Genomic DNA, 24930 nt, shown 5'->3' with positions numbered 1-24930 from the left:
AATCAGTAAATCCTGTCCTCGGTAGCAGACGTAACCGGATTTTCCGTAATTCTTAATTTAGATAGATTATGAATAATCCCAACGTATATCAAAGACGTCATGATGGCTGACCGATTAGTAAACTTAAAAGGAGTTCAAGATAATGCTACAAAAAACTTAACAAAAAGATCATTACGTTAACAATTATATAATCAGATCAGGTTTTTGACAAATTTCCAACATTTATAAAAATCGCAAAAAATGCCATTATCCAGATATAATATTTTTCAAAAATGCCAGTGATGCCAAAGTATATTTTGAAAAATCGTAATAAAAAGGTTGTAATGGTTAAACTAATAATTAATTTTGCAACATTATGTTAACATAACAAACTTAATTTTTAATCACGTATGAGGAAGACTCTATTATCCTTACTGGGATGCATGCTGCTTTTGACTGCACAATTGTATGCTCAGGATCGCGCAGTGACCGGTAAAGTCACAGCAGAAGACGGCTCGGTGTTGCCGGGTGTGAACATTTCTTTGAAAGGTACTACTCGTGGTACCACGACGGACAGTCAGGGGGAATATTCTATTTCCGCCGAACAAGGTGCTACCCTGGTGTTCAGTTTTATTGGCTTCCAAAGCCAGGAGGTGATCCTGGGGAGCCAGACTTCCATCAACATCTCTCTTAAGAACGACGTAAGCCAACTGCAGGAAGTGGTTGTTACAGCGTTGGGTCAGGAGAAAAAAAGAAACGAACTTGTTTACGCTGCACAGCAAGTGAGCTCACAACTGCTCACCCAGGGCCGTAACACGAACATGATGAACGCGCTGGCAGGTAAAGTGGCGGGTTTGGACATCAAGGCAAGTAACACGATGGGAGGGTCAACCAGTACCATCATCCGTGGTTACAAATCCATTACTGGTAACAACCAGGCGCTTTATGTAATTGATGGTATCCCGGTTTCCAATGCCAACAACAACACAACAGATCAACAAACAGGTAGGACAGGTTCTGATTACGGTAACGCTGCTGCGGATATCAACCCAGACAACATTGCTTCAATCAACGTATTGAAAGGTGCAGCTGCTACGGCCCTTTACGGATCGCGCGCTGCTAATGGTGTGATTTTGATCACCACCAAACAAGGACGCAAAAACAGCTTCGACGTTACTGTCAACTCAGGTGTTACCTGGGGGAAAATTGACAAATCCACGTACGTGAAATACCAGAAAGAATATGGTGCTGGTTACGGCGGTGCGACAGATTTCTATGAAGGAGACCTTGGGTCAGGTGTAGGCAAAATTGCTTCTTTCGACTCCGATGCTTCCTTCGGCCCTAAATTCGATCCCAGCCTGATGGTTTACCAATGGAATGCGATCGATCCTTCCTCACCTTCTTTCCAAAAAATGACTCCATGGGTTGCCGCCGCAAATGGCCCCGACAAATTTTATGAAACAGGAGTTACCTCAAACCAGAGCATCAACATCACTGGTGGGGGCGACAATAGCACGTTCAAAATCGGATATACCAGAAACGACGAGAAAGGTGTGCTTCCAAACAGTAAACTAGGCAAAAACCTTTTCAACTTCTCCGCTTCTTACGATCTGTCTAAAAAACTGACAGTATCTGCGAACGTGAACTACTCACAAATCAAGGGACTCGGCCGTTACGGAACAGGCTATAGCGGTAAAAATCCTAATCAAGCCTTCCGTCAATGGTTTCAAACCAGCACTGATGTACTGGAGCTGAAGGACGCTTATTTCAGAAACCAGCAAAACGTAACCTGGAACTGGGCCAACCATTCAGGAGCAGGCGCCGCTTTCGCAAACAACTATCCGATTTACGCGGATAACCCATATTGGTCAAGATATCAGAACTACAACAATGACAGCCGCGATAACTTCTTCGGATATGCTACCGGAACCTATAAGATCGCTTCGTGGGTTGACATTACAGGTCGTTTTTCCTACAATGGAACCAGCGATATGCAGGAAGAAAGAATTGCGGTCCTGAGCCAATCCCCTGGTTCTTATGCACGTTACAACCGCTTATTTAATGAAACCAACCTCGATGTAATCGCAAATTTCAGAAAAGAAATCACCAAGGATATTCATTTCCGCGGTTTGTTAGGTGGTAGCATGAGAAGATCTAAAATGACTTCTATCCGCGCACAGACTAATGGTGGACTTGTGGTTGCTAACCTTTACTCTCTGGAAAACTCCAAAAATCCTGTTGAGGCACCCGTTGAAGCCCTGCAAAGAATTGGAGTGGACGGTTTGTACGCACAGACTTCTTTCGGATACAAAGAATTGCTTAACCTTGAGTTAACTGCCAGACAAGACAAATCAACCACGCTGCCTCAGTCCAACAATACCTATTTTTATCCATCTGTAGGAGCAAACTTTGTGTTCTCTGAACTTCCCGGTTTGAAAACCAACTGGCTAAGCGTTGGTAAGATCAGTGCAAACTATGCAGAAGTGGGTAACGATGCGCCATTTGGAGCAACAAGAGATATTTACGACAAGCCTACTGCCATCGGTTCTGTACCTTATTTCTCTCTGCCTAACACAAAGAACAACTCGCAGCTGAAATCAGAAAGAACTAAAAACCTTGAGTTCACCCTTCAAATGGGCTTCCTGCAGGAGCGCTTGGGTTTTGACGTTACTTACTACAAAAGTAACACGCTTGACCAGATCCTTCCGGTTGACGTTACATCAGCAACTGGTTACACTGCGCGCTACGTAAACTCAGGTGAGGTTCAAAATAAAGGTGTTGAAATCTCTGCTTTCATTACCCCTATCAGAACAGGTGATTTCGAATGGACACTGAATGCCAACTTCGCAAGAAACCGTAACCAGGTATTAAGCCTTTACGGAGACGTACAAAACGTACAGATTGCTTCCTTACAGGGTGGCGTAACATTGAATGCGGCCTTTACAAAAGATGCCAACGGAAAAGTACACGGTTTGCCTTTCGGTATCATCCGTGGAACAAACTTCGTCTACAACGACGCTGGCGAGAAAATCGTAAAGTCAAATGGTATGTACCAGGCGAGTGCGAGTTCTGCTGAAATCATCGGTAACCCTAACCCGGACTGGATCGGTGGTTTGAACAACACTTTCAAATACAAAACTTTGTCACTTAGCTTCCTGATCGACGTTCGTCACGGTGGAGACATCTGGTCATTGGATCAATGGTATGGAGAAGGTACAGGTATGTATCCGATCACAGCAGGTCTGAACGACAAAGGTATTCCAAAGAGAGACCCGGTTTCAGCTGGTGGCGGCGTTCTTTATCCTGGTGTACAAGCTGACGGGTCCAAAAATACTGTTTACGCTGCAAACACAGATGGTGGTGGTGCAACTGCTTACGGTTACCCTGCCAACCCTCCGAGAGCTATGTATATCTACGATGCTAGCTATGTTAAATTGAGAGAGGTTGCTTTGACTTTCGGTATTCCAAACGCAATCGTTGCCAAAACCAAAGCTTTCAAAGCAATTGATATCTCACTCATTGGCCGCAACTTGTGGATTATCCACAAAAACATGCCATATCAGGATCCGGAAGATGGCTTAGGATCAGGTATCTCTGCAGGTGCAGGTGGTTACCAAACCGGTTCTTACCCAGCGGTAAAAAATTATGGATTCAATGTTAAATTCCGTTTCTAAAAACAACATGAAAAAATTAATCATATTCTTATTACCGGTTGTGCTGCTTGCGTCCTGCGTGGATAGCCTGGATGATTACAACATCAATGAGAAAAAGGCGACGGTTGTCCCACCGGTAACCCTGTTCTCAAATGCACTGAAAGGCCTGACGGACATTTTGACTACGCCTAGCGTAAACTCCAACAACTACCGTCTGTATGTTCAGCACTGGTCTACAACGACTTACCTTGACGAGCCCCGCTATAACGTCACCGCCCGTACAATTCCTCAGGCTTTGTGGCAGGCAATCTACCGTGATGTGATCTCTGATTTAACAGAATCAAGAAAACTTCTTACTGCTGATGCATTGCTGGACGCCAAAGTAAAAAACAACCAGCTTGCGCAGCTTGAGATCATGGAAGTATACAGCTGGGCAGTTTTGGTAAACACTTTTGGAAACGTCCCTTACTCAGAGGCAATGGACCCTACCAATCCGCTTCCAAAATATGATGATGCCAAAACAGTTTACGACGCGATTCTGGTACGTCTTGACGCTGCACTAGCAATGATCACCCCTGCATCTGCCGGATTTACGACAGGTGACCTCATTTACAAAGGCGATATGGCAAAATGGAGTAAATTCGGGAACTCCCTGAAATTGAAATTAGCCATGATCATTGCAGATTCCGATGCCGCTAAAGCAAAAACATTGGTTGCTGCGGCGGCTCCAAACGTGTTTACCTCAAATGCGGACAAAGCAGCGTTCCCATATATCGCAACGCCACCAAACTACAACCCAGTTGCTCAGAACCTGAACATTCTGTATTCAACCCGTCAGGATTATGTTGGTGCATCTACTTTGATCGATCCATTGAACACGTTAAATGATCCTAGAAGATCATCTTTCTTTACTACAACAGCAGACGGAAAATATGTAGGTGGTAACTATGGTTTCCTGAATACCTATGCTAATTTCTCTCACGTAGGTACCAAAATCATCGAACCTGCATTAGAAGGATTGCTGATGGACTATGCAGAAGTGGAATTCTTCCTTGCTGAGGCTGTTGAAAGAGGCTTCATCGCGAGTGGTACGGCTGCTGATCATTATAGCAAAGCAATTACCGCTTCTATCACCTATTGGGGCGGTTCAGCGGCAGACGTGACAACTTACCTGGCCCAGCCAGCAGTTGCCTATACCACTGCAAAAGGAGATTACAAAGAAAAAATCGGTTTCCAGAAATGGATCGCATTGTACAACCGTGGCTGGGAAGCCTGGGTAGAGTGGAGAAGATTGGATTATCCAAAATTGTCCCCTCCTACCGGTGGAAGCGCTCCTGCCGGCTTGGCAATCCCTGTCCGGATGATTTATCCGATTAACGAACAGACTTTGAACCCAGCCAACCGCGAAGCTGCTGCTGGTGCAATTGGTGGAGACCTTGTCACTACCAAATTGTGGTGGGATAAATTCTGATAAAAAGTTTTTTTTGATATAAAAAAGGCGGACAAAAATGTCCGCCTTTTTTTGTGTATTTACCCAATACCGGTTATCCTCCAAAAGGCACCTTTCGTTCATCAGGGCCTACCGGTCACATTCTGCTTTTGCACAATTTTACCAAATTTTGTATCGAATAATTGCCTTTTCGGTATCATAATCTTCTGATTTACCTGCAAATTTCCTTGTAATTGTCAGGACAATTATTAGCTTTACTGGCAATTCTTATAACAAACCTAACTGAATGAAAAAATTTCTGCTACCATTTTTGGGCGGGTTGCTACTGCTTTGCAGTCAGGTCTCCGCCCAAAGCCGGCAGGTAACCGGGACGGTTACTTCCAAGGACGACGGCTCCCTCCTACCGGGAGTATCCATTCGAGTAGCCGGTACCAATACCGGAACACTCACCAACGACAAAGGTGAATACAGCATCAATGCGCGCCCCGGTCAATTCCTTATTTTCTCTTTTGTAGGCTTCACCAACCTGGAGCTAAAAGCACCTGCCTCGGGCAATCTCGATGTAGCCCTTACACTCGACGAACTGGCTCTAAATGAGGTCGTCATTACCGCCGGTGGTCTCACCGCCCAGCGACGCGAGCTCGGTAACCAGGCAACCACAGTAAAAGCGCAGGACATCGTACAGGGTAAGCCTATCAGTGTGGCGGCCAGTTTGGCAGGACGCGTTCCCGGATTATTGGTAATGGGAGTAAGCAGCGGGGTCAATCCAAGCTATCGACTCGTGCTTCGTGGTAATCGTTCAATTACGGGTAACAACCAAGCTTTGGTGGTAATCGACAACATCATTTCAACAACAGACATCCTGGGTAACATTAACCCCGAGGACATTGAAGACATCCAGATTTTAAATGGGGCAGGTGCTGCAGCACTTTACGGTTCAGATGCTTCCAACGGCGCATTAATCGTCACAACTAAGAAAGGGAAATCGGGCAAAACCGAGTTTAAAGTTTCCAACACCACTACACTTGAAAGGGTGAGTTTCCTGCCTCAGCTACAAACAGGCTTCGGTTCGGGAACAACGCCTGATGATGTACCGAAATATACGCCTTATGAAAACCAGCAATACGGTCCCGCATTTAATGGTTTACCCGTTCAGATCGGCAAACCATTGCAGGACGGCTCCATTCAAACCGTACCCTATTCCACACAGAATTTCCGGGAAGACTTCTGGAACACCGGGATAGCTAACCAGACTGACCTAAGTGTAACATCGGGCGATGAAAAAGGCACTTTTTATCTTTCCGGGCAGTATTTCAACCAAAGGTCTACTGTTCCTTATGACAAATACAAAAGGTATAGTCTGCGTGCGAACATTGTACGTCACATTTACAAAAACCTCACTGCCTCATTCAACACCAACTTCATCGCAAACCGGACAGACCAAAGCAGCCAGACACTAGCTGCCTATCAAAATCTTTTGATGTCGCCCGGCCAGGTTGACGTCACAAAGTATGAGGACTGGAGAAATAATCCATTTGCCAATCCAAACGGATACTTCAATGAATATTTCCAGAATCCATATTTCACGCTGGCAAACAATCGTCTTGCCGACAGAAGTGACTATCTGCAGGGAAATATGGAATTGAAATGGAATCCGATTAAGCCATTGACACTCACTTACCGCGTTGGTATCAGTACGCGTAACCTTTCGGGCAAGGTTACCACAGGTAAATTCATCTATTCTGATTATACCAAAAGCATCTCCGGAAGCTCTAAAACAGACATTGCCGGCTCAGTGGCTGATTATTCCGGCTTTACCACACAGCTTGTCAATGACTTCCTGGCCGAATACAGAGCCAATCTCAATCGTGATTTCAACCTGCATGTCGTGTTGGGTACAACAGTTCGTGAAAACAGCACCAAAGCCGTGGCGATTTCAGCAAATGGGCTTGTGATCGGCGGGCTTTACAATGTCGGCAACAGCCTCAACAACCCGACTGCCATAGAGGGCAACTATAAGGCACGCCAGATAGGCGTATACGGGGAGGCCCGCCTAGGCTTTAAAGAATATCTGTACCTGCACGCAACTGCACGAAATGACTGGCGTTCGATTCTTGCGAAGGAAAACCGTTCGTTCTTCTATCCATCAGTTGACGTTTCCTTTATAGCAAGCGACGCAATTCCAGCGCTAACCCACTCAGATTTCCTCGAAAGCTTGAAACTGCGAGCCGGATATTCGCAGGTTGGTCAGGTGAACCTGGCAACTAATAGAACTTTTGGCCAAATACCATTAAGCAACCTGGGCGCTTATGCGCTTAACAGCACTTTCTCACAGGCGAATGGTTATCCATACACAAGCGGTGCCGGGTTTACATTGGATAACACACTCGTCGCTTCCAATTTGAAACCGGAAATCACAACGGGGCTTGAAGGTGGTGTGGACTTCGAATTCCGGCCGTGGAGTATTGGCGGTAGTTTCACTTATTACAAAACCAATACTGTAGATCAGACCATCACTGTTTTTATTCCCAACTCCACAGGATTCGATCGTTTGACGACCAATGTTGGGGAAGTTCAGAATAATGGTATCGAAACAAGTCTGCGGATCACGCCGATCAAGACCAACGATTTGGAAGTTTCTCTTGGAGCAAACTACACCCACAACAAAAACAGGGTTATTTCCTTATCCGATCAATCCAGCGAACTGAGCCTGTCCGCTTCAGGCGCCGCTGCAAAAGTGATTGCCAAGGTAGGTTCACCATTTCCTCTTTTACAAACAACCCGTTATAACCGCGACCCCGAGGGAAGGATTATTGTTGATCCAAAAACTGGTTACCCTGCTACCAATGGCTCTTTTCAGGATGTAGGCATTACTAACCCGCCACATATTCTGGGAGCCAATGGAACTGTTCGCTTCAAAAAGCTGAGATTCAATGTGCTGTTCGAATATCGGAACGGCCACTATATCTACAATGCGATCTCAACCGGATATGACTTTTCCGGGGCCGGTATTCGAACCGCGTGGTACAACAGAGACCGTTTCGTAATCCCAAACTCTTCATACAAGGATAGCGAGGGAAATTATGTTGCCAACACCAATATCGCTGTAAGAAGCGGCGGCGCCGACTTCTGGACTGATGGAACGAGAAACACAGGTATTGGCGAAAACTATTCCAATTCCGCCGGATTTTGGAAACTGCGCGAGGCTTCACTAGGCTTTGATTTTCCGTCCTCTCTTCTGTCAGCTACCAAAGTGATCAAAGCAGCCAGTCTGAGTATTCAGGGACGCAACCTGTTTATCTGGGTACCCAAATCAAACCTTTACACCGACCCTGAGTACAGCCAAAATGGTGCTGACAACAATGCTGTCGGATTTACGAACCTTGGACAAACACCTCCCGTAAGATATTTCGGAGGTACGTTATCGCTCACATTTTAATTTAAATGATAATGAAAAGATATAACATCAATTGGATGCTGGCGCTGCTCATTACGGCACTGTCGTCTTGTAGTGATTATCTCGATATCAATACCAACCCAAATTCGGCGACCAGCGCCGATGCGTTACTGGTATTGCCACAAGCTATCGTGGGATCCGCTTCTGTGTCGAGCCAGTTTAATAATTATGGCGGGCACTTTGGCGGATACATTGCCAATGCGGGTGGTTTTTCTGGCTTTGGAAATTTGTTCAATTATCAGCTTTTACCTAACGACTACAATGCATTGTGGGTAAATACTTATGACAATTTGAACGATTACAAATACGTCATAGATAAAACTGCCGGCAGCGATGAACAGGCGTATGCCAATGCAACTGCTAAAATCATGACCGCTTTGAACTTTCAACGGCTCGTGGATGCCTTCGGAGACATCCCGTACTCGGAAGCGTTGAAAAACAATGCCAACCTCACACCCAAGTACGATGATGCGGCAACCATTTACCAGGATCTTGTAGTAAAGCTTGATTCAGCCATCAAAATTATTGACGGTGCCCAGTTTCCCAAGTCGCTCAACTCCTCATCCGACCCATTGTTTGCGGGTGATATGACCAAATGGAAGAAATTTGCTAACACCATCAAGCTACGAATACTGGTCCGCGTGTCGGGTGTGGCTGCCCTTTCTTCTTTTGTCACAACGGGTTTTACTGCATTGGACAAAACCCTGGGCTTCTTAACCGACGACGCCATTGTCAATCCCGGATATGTAAAGGACAAACCCAATCCTGTTTGGAATACGTGGGGATATTCCAATACGGGTTCACTTGCCAATTCCTCGCGTGTTGCTACCCAATTTGCGTTTGGCTTTTACAAAGGCCAGAAACTGACCGACCAAGGCAGAGGTTCCGTCATTTATGTAAATTTTGAAACCAATACGCCGGTCAACCAGCTTGGCAATGAGGTGGACGCTCCTACTGTGATTACCAACTACTCTACCTGGTACACAGGGAAATTCAGCAGTTCATCCAGCATCAGCAATGCATTGGGTGTACTTAAAGGTCCAAGCCAGGGGCAGGTACTTATGCTTCTTGCAGAGTCTGAACTCCTGCAGGCTGAAGCAAAGCTGAAAGGGTTTTTGACGGGTGATTTTACCACAAACTTTGACGCTGGCGTCGCAGCATCGTTTCGCTACTTATACAAGGACGTGACGAATGTAGTTGCCGCAGGCAAGAATGTTGCAGCCGATGTAGCCACTTACAAGACGGACAATCCCGACAGTTACCTGGTCAATATCAAACTGGCAACAACACCTGCCCAGAGACTTGAAGCCATCATCACGCAAAAATACATTGCGGTGAATATGATCAATTCCGAGGAGGCCTATAACGAATTCCGCAGGACGGGATATCCGGTAACCGTTGCAAATGGCGACGGGTACCACAACATCGCGTCCTTGCTTTCGACGTCGACAAGAGCCGACAAGCTGCCCTCCCGGATTCTTTACCCTTCTTCCGAGCAATCGTATAATGCCGCCAATTACAAGGCAATCAACCAGTTTACTGACCTGATCTTCTGGGATCCTAACTGAAAACCTGATATGAACCATTCAATAAAAATAGCTGGCGTGCTCCTTTTTGGAATAGCCGTCACATCTTGCCTGAAAGACGACATCACACTGGACCCTGATAAGTCAACCAATGTGGTTGAATTTAAAAACCCGTCCAGCTTTGTTTCACCTTCGGGCAGCACTTATTCCATGTATTCTCAGTCATTTGATCTGGCCAACGAAGCTGACTATCCAGTGACCGTCAGTTACTCAGGAGCCCAGGTTGCACCGGAAGATATCACGGTAACGCTTGGTGTGGACACGGCTGCGGTGACACAGTATAATACCGAGCAACACGAGGAATTCGACGCCATCACGTCTGATCTTTACACGATACCGGCAACAGTAGTAATCCCAAAAGGGCAGCGTACCGCAGAGGTTTTGATCAAGCTTAAAACAGCCCAGTTTGACTTCTCGAAGAACTATGTTCTGCCCATTCAAATCAAATCCGTTTCTACGGGGCTGGTGAGCGGCAACTTTGGGACTATCCTGTTGGCAGTGAAGGCTAAAAATATTTATGATGCCACCTACACGGCAACCGGATACGTTTATCACCCAACGGCCCCACGAGCTGTCGCCAAAGATAAAGCCCTGGTAACGGTCTCGCCAACAACCGTGAAAGTAGAATTGGGTGACTTGGGAGGATCAGGCTATTTTGCTGATTTGACAATTAACCCGACAACCCATAAAGTAACCATCACGCCTTCCGCTGGAGCAGCTGGTGGGGCTTACACGCAATTTGACACCGCATTGCCCTCGCCGTATACCGCCGCCTGGCCCAATGCCGCCAAAGCGAATAACACCTATGATCCGGCAACCAAAACCTTCTATCTGAGATATGGCTATATGGGTTCCAACGGATGGCGTGTTACCGAGGAGATCCTGGTCAGAAAATAAAAGCAGATACAAGATCATTTCAATTTCTCATCGTGATTTTCAAAAGCCGGTCGATTGGCCGGCTTTTCTTGTTGACCAAAAACAGCCTATGTATCAAATCATAATCCTTTTTGGTTAAATTTGCCTTATTACGAGCCAATAGCAAACATGGAATTCCTCAAAAGTCAGCGCCTCAACAACCTTAAATACGAAATCCGCGGCGCTACCTATCAGAAAGCACTGGAACTCGAAAGCCAGGGCTACAAGATTCATAACCTGAATATCGGTAATCCCGCCCCTTTCGGTTTCGATTCTCCCGACGAAATTGTTCACGATATCATCATGAACATGCGCAATGCGCAAGGCTATTCGGATTCGCGGGGTTTGTTTGCTGCCCGTAAAGCTGTAATGCATTACACTCAAACGATTGGTATCCAGGATGTTGAAATCAATGATATCTTCATTGGCAATGGTGTAAGCGAGCTGATCCTGCTTTCTATGCAGGCGCTGCTCAATCCCGGTGACGAAATATTGGTCCCTTCTCCCGATTATCCACTCTGGACCGCTTCCATCGCACTAAGTGGCGGCACCCCGGTGCATTACGTATGTGATGAAGAGTCCGACTGGAACCCTGATCTGGACGATCTGGAAAAGAAAATTACATCCCGTACCAAAGGCATTGTCCTGATTAATCCGAATAATCCGACCGGGGCGGTGTACGAAAAAGATGTTTTAATTCGCATCGCAAAAATTGCGGAAGAGCATGGTCTGATCATTTTCTCGGATGAAATCTATGACAAGATCCTGTACGACGGGGCAATTCATTATCCGATGGGATCGCTGGTGACCGAAACGTTGTGCGTTACATATGGCGGGCTTTCCAAAAACTACCGTTCGGCCGGCTTCCGTGGCGGTTGGATGATATTAAGTGGCGCGAAACAAAAAGCAAAATCGTATTCAGAAGGGCTTTTGCTGCTTGCAAGCATGCGTCTTTGTGCGAACGTTCCGACACAATATGCGATACAGACAGCACTGGGAGGATACCAGAGCATCAAAGAGCTGGTCGTCCCTACCGGAAGGCTGCATAAGCAAATGAACCTGGTTTATAGTCGCCTCGTCTCCATTCCCGGAATCACTTGCGTCAAGCCCAAGGGCTCGCTTTATGTTTTTCCAAAAATTGACCTGAAAAAATTTGGGTTGAAAACCGACGAGCAGTTTGTTTACGATCTGTTAAGCGATCAAAAAGTACTCGTTGTGGCAGGAACAGGTTTTAATTACATATCCGACGATCATTTCCGGATCGTGTTTTTACCGACACTGGACGAACTGAACCAGGCTATGGATAAGCTGGAATATTTCCTTGAAACCCGCCGGGTATTGTCGACACGCACCGTAGAAGAGGTCATTGCCTGAAACACTCCGATCCGATGCTTTGCATAACCTTCCCTTGATCATTGCCCAATCTGATGTCTATACAGGAACCCAACTTTCAGGAAGCCAAAAGACAACGGCTTTTTCTATTGCTTTGTGGAATATTTCTAACCAATGCGATCATTGCAGAGATCATTGGAGGTAAAATTTTCTCCGTGGAATCACTACTAGGAGTTCCGCCGGCGCAATTGCTCATTGGGGGACAGCGCCTGGATTTCAATATGACGGCAGGTGTGATCAACTGGCCGATCGTATTTGTTACATCCGACATTATCAACGAATATTTTGGACGCAAAGGAGTGAAGCGCATTTCGGTTCTCACGGCCTGTTTTATTGGATATACTTTTATTACAATCCTGGCGGCTACGTTACTACCTCCGGCGCAATTCTGGCTGGAACTCAACAAGACCGATAATCAGGGAAACGTGTTCAATATCAATGATGCTTTTACTAAAATATTCAACCAAGGGCTGGGTATCATGATAGGCTCCATTGTCGCATTCCTGTTGGGTCAGCTGCTCGACGTGTTTGTGTTTTCCTGGCTTAGGAGAAAAACGGGAAGCAGGTTTATCTGGCTACGCGCAACAGGATCGACCATGTTTTCCCAGTTGATTGACAGTTTTGTCGTCATTGGAATTGCCTTCTACGTCTTTGGCAACTGGGACCTGAACCAGGTTTTTTCAGTTGGCACCATCAACTACCTTTATAAAGGTGTTGTCGCGATCCTGCTCACTCCAATCCTCTACATTGCACATTATTTTATCGACGGATATTTAGGAAAAGAATACGCCGAAGAATTATCACATAAGGCTGCGCACGAATAAATCCATTGTCAAAACTTATCAGGCAACTGCCTTCTCATATTGTCCAGCATCACTGCTGAGGCAATTCCTACATTGAGGGATTCTGCTTCCCCGAACCTGGGGATGGTTACTTTTTCAGTAACATAACGCTCAACTTTTGGCCCGATGCCATTGGATTCGTTACCCATCACAATAAAACCTCCCTGAGAAGAAAACTGAAATTCATGAAGGGATTTGCCGCCCAGAAAAGCACCAATTACATCCCTGTTTTGCGAGTGATCCTCAAGGTATTTGCCCAAATCGGTGTAAAAAACTTTTATCCGTGTAAATGACCCTTTACTGGCAGCGATTACTTTGGGATTATAAAAATCGGTAGTATCGTTTGAGCAGATCATCTTATGGATGCCGTACCAATCGGCTACCCTGATGATCGTCCCAAGGTTGCCGGGGTCCCGTACATCGTCCAAAATCAACACATATTCGGTTTCCTGCAAAGACAAAAATGCATTTTGCTTCGTTTTAGCAACAGCCAGGCAGGAGTCGTTGGTCTGAAAGGACCCGATGCTTTCCAGCTCCGTCATAGCGACCGTTTCTGTCGGGGCGCTATGTCGGGATAAAATAGTTGAGTATTTTTGCAGGAATTCCTCTGTTGCCAGTACAAACTCAATTTCAAAATCAGAATCCAGCAATTCCAGGACACTCTTGGCACCTTCAATGATAAAGGATTGATGCAACTGCCTGAATTTCTTGATTTTAAGCGAGTTAATATACTTTATCCGATTTTTTGACAGCATTGAATATTAATTGTAAGATTACATACAGCTCATTTTCCTTCCTTTTTCTCCTGGGGCTGCTATCCTGCGCACCCAAGTCTTCTTCACCTGGGAAAAGCTATTTCTTAGGAACTTCGTCGATCAAGGGCAACAAAGCCATCAACGATTCTGAACTCGACGCGTTGATCCCCCAAAAACCCAACAGGCGTCTTCTTGGCTTGCCTTTTTTTCCTTACGTTGGCCTTTATCGCTTTGGTGAATTGTTTTACAACCACGAAGAAAAGCAGCGTAAAGTAATTGAAGTCACACAAAATTATCAGAACGAATCCCGTCTTAACGAAAATAATCCCAAAAAGCTCGAAAAAATACAGCGCAGGTACGCAAAAAAACTGGAAAAAGCGCAGGTAAGGGCTGATCAGGGGAATTTCTGGATGCGTATCCTCGGCGAAGCGCCTGTTTACTACCACCTTACCGAAGTGGAGCAGAATGCCGAGAAAATGCAAAAATACCTCTACAACAATGGCTTTTTCGAAGCCAAGGTTACATTCAAGCCAGATACAATTTTCAATCGAATACGGGTCAACTATCTCGTAACCGAAAATCGGCCGACAATGATACGAGACGTCAAATACCAGGTCAAGAATTATTTTGCCGACAGCATCATCAATGCAAACAGCAAAGACGCAGTTCTGACAAGCAAAAAAAGGTACGACGGCGATTCGTTTGAAGAGGAGAGAGTCAGGATAGAAACTTTGCTCAGAAATCAGGGATATATGGGGTTTTCCAGGCAAAATATTTCTTACCTCGTCAACGATACCATTACAAATGCAGGGACCGACAGCAATTTCAAGTCCGTTGATGTCCAGGTCCGGGTGGATATGGGGCAGGCAAACAAGCTTGCCAGATATAAGGTGAACGCGGTCAGTTTTGAGGTTTTGCCCCCGTCGGGAACGCCCGATTCATTTATCAAAAGGGACACAATCATCCATCAGGGTATCCGCTATGTTTTTTCAGACAAAAAATTTTCTACCAAAATCCTGGACAGCAAGATACAGGTACGGCCAGGGGCATTTTACAGCCAGAAGAAGGAAAGGGACACACAACAGCAACTTTCCCTCACCGACCAGTTCGATTTTGTGAATTACAATTATACATTGGATTCCACCGGAAAAGGAATTAATAGTTATTTCAAAGTCATCCCTCTTAAAAAGTACCAAATATCTACCGATGTCGGTCTGAACGTGATCCAGCTGCAGGGCGCACCCGGCCCCTTCGCCAACCTGTCCTATAAAATCCGCAATGTCTTCAATGGGCTTGAAAACTTCGAGGCAAATGTCCGGGGAGGCATTGAACTGGTACCTGGTTTCCTGGGGAACCAGCAAATTTACCGAAGCGAAGAAATAGCCGTGAACACCTCCCTGATCTTTCCAAGATTGTTAACGCCCTCGGGTCTTTTACAAAAACAAACAGCCGGCTACAATCCGAGGACACAGGTTGGTTTAGGTTATAACTACGTCAACCGGCCCGAATATACCCGTACCAATGTAAAAATCGCCATGACCTATTCCTGGCAGCCAACCAACACGACGCTTTTCAATCTTTCCCTGGTCGACCTGAACATTCTGAACACCCAAAATATCCGCGCCGACTTCAAGAGCCTGCTCGACACTTTGCAGCTACAGGGTAATAACCTGATCAACAGTTTCCAGAAATCCTTTGTATCCGATATTAATTTCAGTTTTGTTTACAATACCAACTCGTTGATCGGCCCTCCCAAAAACGCCCGGTATTTCCGGATCGCGCTGGAATCCGGGGGTACTTCGCTCAATGTCCTGCCCAAACAGGAAGATCTGATCAAAAATGTTTTTGGAGATCTGCAGTTCTATAAGTACTTGCGATGGAACGCGGATTACCGCCGCTATTGGCCGGCAGGAAAAAAGTCAGCTTTTGTGGCGAGGGTTAACACGGGCGCAGTTTACAGTTACGGCGACAGTAAGGTACCTCCTTATGAAAAATACTTTTTTGCCGGCGGATCGAACAGTTTGCGAGCCTGGCTTCCAAGGCGTTTAGGCCCCGGGTCTTCTCCTCCCCGACTGACATCGAACAACTTGTCTATCGAATCCCCGGGTGAATTCCTGCTCGAAGGCAACCTTGAATGGCGCGGACATCTTGCCAAATTCTTTGGGGATATTAACTATGCGCTTTTTATTGATGCCGGTAATGTCTGGAATTTAAACAGTACTGCGACGGAGTCCCAAAAATTCAAAGCCAATAGCTTTGTTCGCGAAATTGCTGTGGGAACAGGCTTTGGGATCCGTTATGATCTTTCCTTTTTCATCCTGCGATTCGACTTTGGCATTAAGGTTTACGACCCTGCCCTTCAGCGCTTTGTGTTGGACGAGTTGCAATTCAACAAGCTCTTTAAAAGAACCCAGTCCAACTTCCTGAACATTAATCTGGGCGTTGGCTATCCATTTTGACACCAGCCCCTCAAGCTTTTTACTCTATGACAGTTTGTCAGTTTTCCCTGATTTCTTTCTACCTTTGCAGTCTTATCTTTTTAGGTTCGGCACGTTAATTGGGTAACCAGGTGTCCCCAAAAAAGTTATTTAGCAGTTAAAGATTCCCTTCCAATGGAAAACAGAGTTGCAAATTCATTGAAAATATTGACTGAGGCAGATAAAGAGGCTTGTGAAACCGTGCGCATTTCAGAAAATGAACCAGTTACCCATAAAAAGAGGCTGTTCATTGAAAGTTATGGTTGCCAGATGAATTTTTCCGATAGCGAGATCGTAGCTTCTGTGATGCGTGAGGCAGGATATTCGACGACATCCGACGTAAATGATGCAGACCTCATATTTTTAAATACCTGTGCGATCCGTGACAATGCCGAGCAAAAGGTGAGAAATCGGCTGGTACATTTGAATTTTATAAAAAAGAAACGACCAGGCACACTGATAGGCGTTTTGGGGTGTATGGCCGAGAGGCTGAAGGCTCAGCTGCTCGAAGAAGAAAAGATGGTCGACATTGTGACAGGCCCGGATGCTTACCGCGATCTGCCACGTTTGGTAACCGAAGCTGAAACGGGGCAGAAAGGTGTTAATGTTTTTCTTTCCAGAGAAGAAACCTACGCCGACATCTCACCTATCCGCCTTAACTCCAACGGTGTCACGGCATTCATTTCTATCATGCGCGGCTGCGATAATATGTGCAGTTTTTGCGTGGTACCATTTACACGTGGCCGCGAACGAAGCCGCGACCCTCATTCAATTGTGAAGGAGGCGGAGGCCTTATTCAATGAAGGTTACCGGGAAGTTACCCTGCTCGGACAGAACGTTGACAGCTACAAATGGCAAAACCAGGTCAACTTCGCCCATCTTCTCGAAATGGTTGCGAAAGTAAACCCTGAGCTGCGTGTCCGGTTCAGCACTTCGCATCCGAAAGATATTACCGACGATGTTTTATACACCATCAAGAAATACGATAACATCTGTAATTATATCCACTTGCCTGCCCAAAGCGGGAACAGCAGGATTTTGGAACTAATGAACCGGACCTATAACCGTGAATGGTATCTCGGCCGAATAGACAGTATCAGAAGAATACTGGGAGAGGATTGTGGTATTTCCCATGATTTGATCTCCGGCTTCTGTACCGAAACGGAAGAAGAACACCAGGATTCCATTTCTCTGCTTGAATATGTGAAGTTTGATTTCGGTTATATGTTCTCCTACTCGGAACGTCCTGGCACCCTTGCCGCCAAGAAGTTCAAAGACGATATTCCGGCGGAGATAAAGCAGCGGAGACTGGCGGAAATCATCGAAGTCCAACAAAGAATTTCGCTCGAACGCAATCAAAGGCTCATCGGTACTGTTCAAAAAGTACTCGTTGAAGGTACATCCAAACGTTCTGAGGATGACTTATCAGGAAGAATAGATCAGAACAAAAAAGTGATCTTCCCCAGGGAAAACTTCAAAAAAGGCGATTACGTCAACGTACTGATCACCGAATGCACTGCCGCTACATTGAAAGGAAAAGCACTGGCGGAAGTTGAAGTTGTGTAATTCTTAACAAGCTAGTAGCCAGCAGCTAATAGCCAATCGCCATTTGAATGGATCTATCGGAAATACAATCAATAAAAAATCGGTTCGGAATAATCGGCACCTCGCCGGGACTTAATCATGCGATCAATGTGGGTGTTCAGGTGGCAGCAACGGATCTGACCGTTTTGATTACCGGTGAAAGTGGTAGTGGTAAAGAGTCGTTTTCGAAAATCATACACAGCCTCAGTTCGAGAAAGCATGGGCCTTTTATTGCTATCAACTGCGGTGCAATACCAGAAGGAACGATTGATTCGGAGCTTTTCGGGCATGAAAAAGGCGCATTTACCGGCGCCCTTGATGCAAGAAAGGGCTATTTTGAGACAACTAATACAGGCACCATCTTTCTGGACGAAGTAGGGGAAATGCCTCTGGGAACACAGGCCAGGTTGCTGCGTGTATTGGAAAACGGTGAATACATCCGCGTCGGATCTTCCAAAGTTCTCAAAACCAACGTCCGCGTTGTGGCTGCTACCAATGTAAATTTGCTGGACGCGGTCAACAATGGGAAGTTCAGAGAAGATCTTTATTACCGGCTTAATACAGTACCTATTTACGTCCCTCCCCTGCGCGACCGCGGAGAGGATATCCTGCTGTTGTTCAGGAAATTCACAAATGATTTTTCGGAAAGATACCGTACCAAGCCGGTAAGGCTCGATAATGAGGCACGGGATCTTTTGTTACAGTATAGCTTTCCAGGGAATATTCGCCAGCTCAAAAATATTGCAGAGCAAATCACCATTCTGGAAACAGATAAAGATCTGCCGATCAGCGCTGAAACCCTGAACGGCTACCTCAATCCGGTACAACCGGCTGGTCGAAAAGCATTGGTGCCGCTCCGGTCCGGAGAAGATTCAGCAAGCTCATTTTCAGAACGGGAACTGCTATATAAAGTTCTGTTCGACATGAGGAGAGATATGACTGAACTGAAAAAGCTGGTCAGGAATGTGCTTGAGAACGAAAAATACGGCGGGGATATCCTTAAAGATCACCAGGACCTTTTCAGTTCTATCAACACCCCCGAGCCGATCATCAACAACCCGACTATCGATCCACCGCGTTTGCTTCCTTCACCGGCGCCCAGAACTGTTGACCTGGACCGTTATTCCGACGAACGGGGCGAAATCGAAGACGTGATGCATGTAACAGCGGAAGAAGAATCGTTATCTCTGGAAGACAAGGAAAAAGAAATGATTATTAAGGCTTTACGCAAAAATAATAACAAACGAAAGTACGCAGCACATGCATTGGGCATATCCGAACGGACGTTATACAGAAAAATCAAGCAGTATGACATTGAAGAATAACAGATTCCCTCGATCCGGAATGAATTTCAAGAAATGGGCCTTCATCCTTTTCTTTCTGCATAGCTCGCTGTTCATTTCAAGTTGCGGTGTCTACTCCTTTACGGGCACCAACTTGTCTCCGGATATCAAAACATTCAGCGTCCTGAATTTCACGATGGGCACGGCAGGCGGGCCGTCGGACCTGCCTCAAAGGCTGACAGAGGATTTAAAAGAATATTTCCAGAGAAACACGAGCCTGACCAGTCAGCCCGGAGGCGGGGACTTAGTATTGGAAGGTTCGATTACCGGATATGATGTACTGGCCGCCGCACCTACGGCAAATGACCAAGCAGGGCTTAACCGCTTGAATGTCACCGTTCAGGTCCGTTATACCAATGCCAAGGACGAAACTAAAAATTTCGACCAGTCATTCACTTACTACGCGGACTTTCCTCAGGACCAAACACTTAATCAAAACGAAGCGCGTCTCTTACCTACAATACGCGAAAATCTGGTGCAGCAAATCTTCAATAAATCGGCAGCAGACTGGTAAGGGCAACTGCTTTTTCTTAATTTCATCACCTTGTCCAAAATTTAAATCCGGATCATGGCAATTATTGAAAAGGAGGCGTTTAGCCAACTGGTTAAACATCCTCATGAAGTGAATGCGGATATTATCGCAAAGCTTGAAGCGACGATCAAAGCGTTTCCTTACTGCCAGATTTCCTACTCGCTGTTGGCAAAAGCACATGCAGGTACAGAAAAACTGGACGAGGCGCGGCCACGGGCAGCGGCTTACGCATTAAGCAGGATTGCCTTACAGCAATTGGTAGAAAACGACACCGAGCGTTATGATGCCTCTGTCAATATAGAAGAAATTATTGATGCTCAGGAAAAGTCCGTACCGCAAAATGGTGAAGATATCCTGATCAGCATTGTAGAGCAACAGGTAACACCTGCGCAGTCGCAAAAGTCTGAAGAACAGCGGCGCCAGCAGCAGATTATCGAGGGTTTTATGAAAAAAAATCCCCGCATGAGCCGCCAGGAAAACAATCTGGAACCTATCGAGATTGATCTGGGCGGAAGGGTTGCAGCATCAGGCCTCGGAAACGTTGAAACCGAAGCATTTGCAAAAATTCTGATACGGCAGGGTAAAATTGAGAAAGCAATTGATGTGTATCAGAAATTGATCTTGAAAAAACCGGAAAAAAGGGATTACTTTGCGAAAAAATTAAGCGAGCTATATCGCGCGAGTTGAAAAACTGGTTGGTAAAAAATGCATCCAGTCATTTGAAATTGAGTTATTCAATCATTAATTAATATTGTAAAGCATGTATTTGGGTTTGATTATTCTGGTGGCGATTGTCGCAGTATTGTTAATTCTGGTAGTATTGGTCCAAAATTCCAAGGGTGGTGGGCTTTCAAGTGAATTTAGCGGCGCTGGCACAACCCAGATGTTCGGTGTAAAGAAGACCACAGACCTTCTTGAGCAGATCACGTGGGGATTGGCAAGTGCGGTGATCCTCATCTCTCTTGCATCATACATTATCGTAGGTGGAAGTAATGAAGGAGGCGGAATTAAAAGTATCAATGTTGACAGGGCGCAAAATGCAGTGGTACCTGGCGGCAAGATTGCTCCCGCAGCTGGAAAACCGGAGTCGACTCCTGCGGCTGCCAAGCCCGCAGCCCCGGCTGACACGTCAAAATAGTTTTCAGACCATTCCGTTGCAATAAAAAATGCCTGCGATTCGATTGCAGGCATTTTTTATTGCAAGCTGCTTCTACCTAAGTCACGTTGATTTCTTTCAGCATCAATTTTTTTGCAACCGGCAACAAGGTTTCGTGCAAGGGATACTCCCGCTTCGACTCGACAATGTAAGTTGCAGGATTAGGAAGCGCTTTGTTTTTTCTCGTAAGATCCACTTTAATTTGCGATACCGTATTCCCGATCCCGATGCGGGTAGTTTCCAGAAACCACGTTTTTAGGTACCGTTCTTTCATTTGATCATAAAGCGCGAGCTGATATTGAAATATGCTCACCAAAGGCTGAAAAGTATGAAGGAACAAAAGATACCCTTCCTGCAGCCTTAGCGGAACAATACCTACCGGCGAAATTGTCACGTTTTCCTGTACTTTACAAAATCGTTCGTTCCCCTCAGTAATAGACTCCGAGAATTTCGGAATCGCGAAATCAAGAATATAATTCAACTCTTCCATGTAAGGATCATCCTGGTGCGTTTCCTCGTATTCAAACTTCCAGGTATTCAAATTGATCCCAGTCAGGTTTCTGGGCAGTGAGGTTTTAATATTTCGTTTACTGGACCTGATATCAATACATGATTCGAAATGCAATTGCAATTCGGGTAGATAGGGATGCAGGCGGTTGTGGACAAACTGGCCATTGATGTGCTGCAAGTAGGCAAGCAAAACGTACTTTTTGTGTTCAAAATCGAAAATCCCTTCTGTTAACCAATTGTTTTGGAGGCTATTCATAAAACGATCACTATTTGGTGCCAATAAAATTTACGCATTTTAAAAATCGGAAACAATTTTTTCATTTTCCTGCCATTTTTATAACCAAATAATGATATAAAGGCCAACCTGGATACAAATTTGTCACACTTCCCGGAAAAAATGTCAGAGCAGGTACAGTTGGCATAGATTGTGCTTAGCGGTTATCAGTCAAATCAATTACTGACAATCAAAAAATAACCGTTTAATATTTATGTCAACTTTAGCAGAAATACAAGTGAACGTACAACCTCTGGCTGATCGTGTTCTTGTAGAACCAGCCCCAGCCGAAGAAAAAACTGCATTTGGTATCATTATCCCTGATACTGCCAAAGAAAAACCACAACGCGGAACCGTAGTTGCAGTTGGTCCTGGTAAAAAAGATGAGCCTCTTACAGTGAAAGTAGGTGATACCGTATTGTATGGTAAATACTCAGGTACTGAATTGGCATATGAAGGGAAAGATATCCTGATTATGCGCGAATCAGACATTTACGCCATTATTGGTTAATTGTCTGACATTTTAAAATCCATAAGTTTCTCTTAAAGTTTTTCCAAATTATTAATTGTTATGTCTAAGAAAATATTTTTTGACACAGAAGCACGCGACAAGATCAAAAAAGGCGTGGATACATTGGCTGACGCCGTGAAAGTTACATTAGGGCCTCGTGGCCGTAACGTGGTAATCGACAAGAAATTCGGTTCTCCAAGCATCACCAAGGATGGTGTTACTGTCGCCAAAGAAATTGACCTGAAAGATCCTATCGAAAACATGGGAGCTCAGCTGGTAAAAGAAGTTGCTTCTAAAACTGCTGACTCTGCTGGTGACGGTACTACTACTGCGACCGTTTTGGCGCAAGCGATTTATTCAATCGGTGTTAAAAACGTAGCTGCGGGTGCTAACCCAATGGATCTGAAACGTGGTATCGACAAAGCTGTCGCGATCATCACCAAAGATCTTGAAGCTCAGAAAAAAAATATCTCTACTTCCAAAGAAATCGCTCAGGTTGCGACCATCTCAGCTAACCATGACGAGGAGATCGGTCAGATGATCGCTGAGGCGATGGAGAAAGTAGGTAAAGAAGGTGTAATCACTGTAGAAGAAGCGCGCGGTACTGAAACAGAAGTTAAAACTGTAGAAGGTATGCAGTTTGACCGTGGTTACCTGTCTCCATATTTCGTAACCAATACAGAGAAAATGGAAGCTGAACTGGAACGTCCGTTCATCCTGATCTCGGAAAAGAAAGTTTCTTCCATGAAAGAGCTTCTTCCAGTTCTGGAAGCAGTGGCTCAAACTGGCCGTCCTTTGTTGATTCTCGCAGAAGATGTTGATGGAGAGGCGCTTGCTACATTGGTAGTAAACAAAATCCGCGGTGCATTGAAAGTAGCTGCTGTTAAGGCTCCTGGTTTCGGCGACCGTCGTAAAGCAATGCTGGAAGATATCGCTATCATCACAGGTGGTACCGTTATTTCAGAGGAACGCGGTTTCAAATTGGAAAACGCTACCTTGGAATATCTGGGTACTTGCGAAAAAGCGATTATTGACAAAGACAACACCACTTTGGTGAACGGTTCAGGTAATTCTGAAGATATCCAGGGACGTGTTAACCAAATCAAAGCGCAGATCGAAAACACAACTTCTGATTACGATCGCGAAAAACTGCAGGAACGTCTGGCCAAATTGTCTGGCGGTGTAGCTATCCTTTATATCGGAGCTGCAACTGAAGTTGAAATGAAAGAGAAAAAAGACCGCGTCGACGATGCATTGCACGCGACCCGTGCTGCTGTTGAAGAGGGTATCGTTGCTGGTGGTGGTGTAGCTTACATCCGCGCTACTGCTGCACTGGAAGGCGTTACTGGTTCAAACGAAGACGAAAAAACCGGTATCAACATCATCCGCGTTGCTCTGGAAGCTCCTTTGAGAACAATCGTTTCTAACTCAGGTCAGGAACCATCCGTTGTTGTTCAGAAAGTGAAAGAAGGAACCGGCGCTTATGGTTACAATGCAAAAGACAATGTTTACACAGACCTTCTGGAAGCTGGTATCATTGATCCTAAGAAAGTATCCCGTCTGGCTCTTGAAAACGCAGCATCTATCGCAGGCCTATTGCTGACAACAGAATGTGTGATCGCTGACGAGCCAGAAGAAGCTCCTGCAGCCGGTGGCCACAGCCACGGCGGTGGAATGGGCGGCATGATGTAATCAAGCCAAACAAATAACACAAAAACCGTCAGAGCATATCTGACGGTTTTTCTTTTTTAGCCTGATAATCAATTCATAAAAGCATTTTTCCATCCTGCATGACCAGCCTGCGGTCTGCCATTTCGGCAAGGTCCTCATTGTGGGTGACGATCACAAATGTTTGCCCGGTCTCATCCCGGAGTTTGAAAAACAGCTGATGCAGGTCCAGCGCATTGTGAGAGTCGAGGTTGCCGCTGGGTTCATCAGCGAGGACGATAGCCGGCTTGTTAAGTAAAGCCCTCGCCACAGCAACCCGCTGCTGCTCGCCGCCCGAAAGCTGCGAAGGCAGATGGTCTTTTCTCCCCGAAAGCCCCAGCAATTCCAGCAACTCCTCCCCTCTTTTTACCAATTCTTTCTCACTGTTCTGACCATTAATGTAACCTGGCATGCACACATTTTCCAGTGCGGTAAACTCCGCCAGCAGGTTATGAAACTGGAAAATAAAGCCGATTTTTTCATTTCTGAATTTAGCCAGATCTCTATCTTTCTGTGTAAAAACATTAACCCCGTCTATAAAAACCTGCCCTTCCTCAGGCCTGTCCAAGGTACCCAGAATGTGAAGAAATGTACTTTTACCGGCTCCCGATGGCCCCACAATCGCAACCACTTCGCCTTGTTTTACTTCCAGATCAATCCCCTTCAAAACCTGTAATGAACCATATGTACGCCTGATTCCGCGCGCCTGAAGTAAATGCATGACCCGAAAAGATAATTGGCTGAATTCCTACGCCCGTTTTGATTAATTCCTTAATTTGCCGTAAAAATACCCATTTACTTTTATAC

18 protein-coding genes are annotated in these 24930 nt (G+C 45.5%); 15 read left to right on the top strand and 3 right to left on the bottom strand.

The window, feature by feature from the left end; genetic code table 11:
* The first annotated feature begins 389 nt into the window (after window positions 1-389).
* The 7 genes from AC1XUF_RS11615 (at window position 390) to AC1XUF_RS11585 (ending at window position 13256) form a co-directional block, all read left to right on the top strand.
* Window positions 390-3653 (top strand): SusC/RagA family TonB-linked outer membrane protein, encoded by a 3264-nt coding sequence (locus tag AC1XUF_RS11615; RefSeq protein WP_483341956.1) that lies wholly within the window; start codon window positions 390-392, stop codon window positions 3651-3653.
* Between the two features lie 7 nt (window positions 3654-3660).
* Window positions 3661-5103 (top strand): SusD/RagB family nutrient-binding outer membrane lipoprotein, encoded by a 1443-nt coding sequence (locus tag AC1XUF_RS11610; RefSeq protein WP_483341955.1) that lies wholly within the window; start codon window positions 3661-3663, stop codon window positions 5101-5103.
* A gap of 265 nt (window positions 5104-5368) precedes the next feature.
* Window positions 5369-8521, top strand: coding sequence for a SusC/RagA family TonB-linked outer membrane protein (locus AC1XUF_RS11605; protein WP_483341954.1), 3153 nt, complete (start codon window positions 5369-5371; stop codon window positions 8519-8521).
* A gap of 11 nt (window positions 8522-8532) precedes the next feature.
* Window positions 8533-10107 (top strand): SusD/RagB family nutrient-binding outer membrane lipoprotein, encoded by a 1575-nt coding sequence (locus AC1XUF_RS11600; protein ID WP_483341953.1) that lies wholly within the window; start codon window positions 8533-8535, stop codon window positions 10105-10107.
* A gap of 9 nt (window positions 10108-10116) precedes the next feature.
* A complete protein-coding gene (locus tag AC1XUF_RS11595) occupies window positions 10117-11022 on the top strand; it encodes a BT_3987 domain-containing protein (RefSeq protein ID WP_483341952.1) in 906 nt (301 codons plus the stop codon).
* Between the two features lie 147 nt (window positions 11023-11169).
* Window positions 11170-12414, top strand: coding sequence for a pyridoxal phosphate-dependent aminotransferase (locus AC1XUF_RS11590; RefSeq protein ID WP_483341951.1), 1245 nt, complete (start codon window positions 11170-11172; stop codon window positions 12412-12414).
* Between the two features lie 53 nt (window positions 12415-12467).
* Window positions 12468-13256 (top strand): queuosine precursor transporter, encoded by a 789-nt coding sequence (locus AC1XUF_RS11585; RefSeq protein ID WP_483341950.1) that lies wholly within the window; start codon window positions 12468-12470, stop codon window positions 13254-13256.
* Window positions 13257-13264: 8 nt separating this feature from the next.
* Here the strand turns inward: AC1XUF_RS11585 and AC1XUF_RS11580 are convergent, their stop codons facing one another.
* Window positions 13265-14029 carry a TrmH family RNA methyltransferase gene (locus tag AC1XUF_RS11580; RefSeq protein WP_483341949.1) on the bottom strand — a complete coding sequence of 255 codons (765 nt, stop codon included), beginning with the start codon at window positions 14027-14029 and terminating at the stop codon, window positions 13265-13267.
* Between AC1XUF_RS11580 and tamL the strand changes: the two genes are divergently transcribed.
* From tamL to secG, 6 genes are all read left to right on the top strand, one after another.
* Window positions 14020-16488 (top strand): translocation and assembly module lipoprotein TamL, encoded by a 2469-nt coding sequence (tamL, locus tag AC1XUF_RS11575; protein WP_483341948.1) that lies wholly within the window; start codon window positions 14020-14022, stop codon window positions 16486-16488. The genes AC1XUF_RS11580 and tamL overlap by 10 nt on opposite strands.
* Window positions 16489-16641: 153 nt before the next feature.
* Window positions 16642-18072, top strand: a complete 1431-nt coding sequence (gene miaB, locus AC1XUF_RS11570; RefSeq protein WP_483341947.1) for a tRNA (N6-isopentenyl adenosine(37)-C2)-methylthiotransferase MiaB — start codon at window positions 16642-16644, stop codon at window positions 18070-18072.
* A 47-nt stretch (window positions 18073-18119) separates the two neighbouring features.
* Window positions 18120-19415 carry a sigma-54 interaction domain-containing protein gene (locus AC1XUF_RS11565; RefSeq protein ID WP_483341946.1) on the top strand — a complete coding sequence of 432 codons (1296 nt, stop codon included), beginning with the start codon at window positions 18120-18122 and terminating at the stop codon, window positions 19413-19415.
* A 19-nt stretch (window positions 19416-19434) separates the two neighbouring features.
* Window positions 19435-19947 carry an LptE family protein gene (locus AC1XUF_RS11560; RefSeq protein ID WP_483341945.1) on the top strand — a complete coding sequence of 171 codons (513 nt, stop codon included), beginning with the start codon at window positions 19435-19437 and terminating at the stop codon, window positions 19945-19947.
* Window positions 19948-20001: 54 nt separating this feature from the next.
* Window positions 20002-20652, top strand: a complete 651-nt coding sequence (locus AC1XUF_RS11555) for a hypothetical protein (protein WP_483341944.1) — start codon at window positions 20002-20004, stop codon at window positions 20650-20652.
* A gap of 73 nt (window positions 20653-20725) precedes the next feature.
* Window positions 20726-21103: a preprotein translocase subunit SecG gene (gene secG, locus AC1XUF_RS11550; RefSeq protein WP_483341943.1), complete on the top strand. Its 378-nt coding sequence runs from the start codon at window positions 20726-20728 to the stop codon at window positions 21101-21103.
* A gap of 76 nt (window positions 21104-21179) precedes the next feature.
* On the opposite strand, the gene AC1XUF_RS11545 is transcribed toward secG, so the two are convergent.
* Window positions 21180-21887 carry a hypothetical protein gene (locus tag AC1XUF_RS11545; protein ID WP_483341942.1) on the bottom strand — a complete coding sequence of 236 codons (708 nt, stop codon included), beginning with the start codon at window positions 21885-21887 and terminating at the stop codon, window positions 21180-21182.
* Between the two features lie 232 nt (window positions 21888-22119).
* Here AC1XUF_RS11545 and AC1XUF_RS11540 point away from each other — a divergent pair, with 232 nt between their 5' ends.
* Both AC1XUF_RS11540 and groL read left to right on the top strand, forming a co-directional pair.
* Complete coding sequence (locus tag AC1XUF_RS11540; RefSeq protein ID WP_031526862.1) at window positions 22120-22416, top strand: co-chaperone GroES; 297 nt, start codon at window positions 22120-22122, stop codon at window positions 22414-22416.
* 60 nt (window positions 22417-22476) lie between these two features.
* Window positions 22477-24108 carry a chaperonin GroEL gene (gene groL, locus AC1XUF_RS11535; RefSeq protein ID WP_483341941.1) on the top strand — a complete coding sequence of 544 codons (1632 nt, stop codon included), beginning with the start codon at window positions 22477-22479 and terminating at the stop codon, window positions 24106-24108.
* A 73-nt stretch (window positions 24109-24181) separates the two neighbouring features.
* On the opposite strand, the gene AC1XUF_RS11530 is transcribed toward groL, so the two are convergent.
* Window positions 24182-24844 carry an ABC transporter ATP-binding protein gene (locus AC1XUF_RS11530; protein ID WP_483341940.1) on the bottom strand — a complete coding sequence of 221 codons (663 nt, stop codon included), beginning with the start codon at window positions 24842-24844 and terminating at the stop codon, window positions 24182-24184.
* Window positions 24845-24930: the final 86 nt, after the last annotated feature.

Source organism: Dyadobacter sp. HNCC25DJ185 (assembly GCF_056895195.1).
The sequence above is the reverse complement of the archived record's forward strand: the minus strand, read 5'-3'. Positions and strand labels throughout refer to the sequence as shown.